The organism is Bartonella queenslandensis AUST/NH15 (genome assembly GCF_000312585.1).
Lineage (GTDB): Bacteria > Pseudomonadota > Alphaproteobacteria > Rhizobiales > Rhizobiaceae > Bartonella > Bartonella queenslandensis_A.
Genome location: NZ_HE998003.1, coordinates 273,328 through 276,022 on the forward strand (window position 1 = coordinate 273,328; position 2,695 = coordinate 276,022).

Below are 2,695 nucleotides of genomic sequence, written 5' to 3' on the forward strand. Positions count from 1 at the left end.
CCCCAAGCTTTTGCCAAATTCATTACGCAACACATCATCAACAGAATGAATGATAAAATCTACAACCTCAACGGGCGTATAAACAATCCCAAGCCTATCCGTGGTTTTCTTAAATGCCTTAGCAAAAAAACTTTCATAAAGCGTAATAATAAGATTTTGTCTTGCTAAAGGCGAGGTAATCCCAGAAGCACGAAGTCTTACACTGTTATAAAACTCTTGTAATTCCTTGGATTCTTCCTCGATATTCGTTTTATCAAGTTCTGTTAAGATCTTTTCCATGGCTTGCGAAATGGCATTGTTTTGTACAAATTCATTGCCATCAAACAAGGCTTCAAACACGGGACGCGTAACAAGATGCTGTGCTAACATCTCAATCGCTTCCTCTTGCTTGATTTCACTGTTTAAATTGTTCTTTAATTCTGTATGAAACGCATCAAAAGCATGAAAGGCTTCACTGTTTTCATCAGAAAGCATAGTTTGAAGGCGTGTGATATGGTTTTGTGCAATCTCAGCAACATTGCCAGCCCAATTTTCCCAATAATCCGCAATAGCAAATTTCTTTGCAAGAAGAGTTTTCAAAGCATTGGGAAACTCTTTATAAAAAGGTAATCTCATTTGCCCTTTATAACTATGCTGCGGTTCATGAGCGGCTTTTCCAATCTCAAGACCCATATGTTCTGATTTTTCATGGATATGGATTTTATCCTCAACCGCGGTCATGCTCTTTAAGGCGACAAGCTCCAAAACATCACTGACGTCTTGACCTAAAATCATCTGGTTAAGGGTGATTTCAAAATTCTCATCATGAGCAAGTAAAGCATTGATCACTTGCCAGACCACCTTGTATCTCTTATTGTAGCGTAAAGCCTGTTCAGCAGAAACTCCAGCAGGGACCCCAACGGGTAAAATGATATAGCCTCTCTTTTTTCCCCGTGCACGACGCATGATACGCCCCACCGCCTGTATCACATCCACATGGCTTTTACGCGGGTGTAAAAACATGATGGCATCAAGAGCGGGAACATCCACTCCTTCAGACAGACATCTTACATTGGTGAGCACACGGCAAGTATTTTCCCCCGCATCTTCCTTAAGCCAATCAAGGGCTTTATGACGCGTTTTGGCACTTTGGGTTCCATCAATATGATCAAAGGTACAGTGAAGAGGCGGGGTATCTTTATAGACCTTATGAAGATTGAATAATTCTTCCTGTATTTCTTCAGAATTGAATGTTTTACGAATACGTTTAGACGTATTGATATCTTTACAAAAAGCCAAAGCCCGCCGCATGGGATTGGGATCATCACTTAAATCAACCTTAAGATCTATTTTAGCAAGGGCTTGATAACACCCTATGATCTTGGTTTTATCATCAAGAGTGAGTTCATAGTTCTCATCAGTCATCAGATGTTGAATGGATTGACTCACTTCCTCTTCATTAATACCCAAGACAATAATCTTATAAGGTGCTAAAAGTTCATTCTGAACGGCTTTTGAGAAGGTGTAGGTGTAAAGCTCTTTTCCATAGAGCTCTTCATCATCCATCGATGCGAGAACGGCATTGATCTCATCGGCACGCCTTTTGGCATCATCGGTAAAGATCTTGGGGGTTGCTGTCATGTAGAGGCGTTTTTTCCCAAAAATGATACTATTATCGTGAACCTTGATAAAATCAGATTCATTGTCGTCAGTTCCTAATGAAGCCCCAGTGGTTCGATGAGCTTCATCACAAATAATCAGATCAAATTCAGGTAAATCATACTTTTTTTGTGCATCCGAAATCACTTGGATGGAATGGTAAGTGGAAAACACCACAGTCATGAGATCATGTGAAACCTTACCCGCTTTGCTAGCCAATTCTTTTGCATCCGTTGTAGCAGGCAAGGCAAGATCAGAGCTATCAAATTCAAGAGCATCATTTTTATTATTCTTACGACGCTTGCCCACTTGTGTATCCGAACAGACAGCAAAAGAACGCAAAGGCACTTCTGTATCTTCTGTCCATTCACGAATTGTTTGAGAAATAAGAGCAAGAGAGGGCACCAAAAACAATACACGCTTGCCTTTTCCTGCTATCTGTTCTGCTATCTTCAAACTGGTGAAAGTTTTGCCCGTTCCACATGCCATAATCAGCTTGCCACGATCTGCTTCTTGTAAACCTTCACAGACTTTCTCAAGGGCTTCTTTTTGATGATCTAAAAGCTTTTTTTTGGGTTTCTCTTTAAGGACGGCTTGTCCTTGTTCTTTATAAGCCCCCCAATCAATTTGACTGTTTTCTAAATCAAAAAGGTTTATCCGTTGAATATGAACCTCTTGCCCTTCACAAGTCAGTTCAACATTGTCACTCCAATCTGTTTCGGTGCTATCAACCAGTATACGACGGGTGAAGATCTTTTTTCCCGAGGCAGCGATAAAACTATCAATATCTTCTTTTTTAATTATGTGAGAAGCGTCATAGCATTTACATTGAATAGCCGCATAGCCGCCTTCATCACGGATTGTAGCGACCAGATCAATCCCAATATCTGTTCCATCTTCATTACGCTCTTGCGCCCATTCACAATAGGTTTGAACCTTTTCGTATTCTTGCTTTTGAAGAGGATCTTTCGTCAAATAAGCCATGACAAGGTTTTCAAACAATGTTCCTAATTCACGGGGTGATTTAGCTTTTTGACGATAATATTCTAAGAGAGAG

General features: G+C 40.3%; 1 protein-coding gene. It reads right to left on the reverse strand.

Annotated features, from left to right (window positions below; all coding sequences use genetic code 11):
* On the reverse strand, window positions 1-2,695 hold a 2,695-nt coding region (locus BN338_RS06290; RefSeq protein ID WP_198003684.1), incomplete at both ends, for a restriction endonuclease.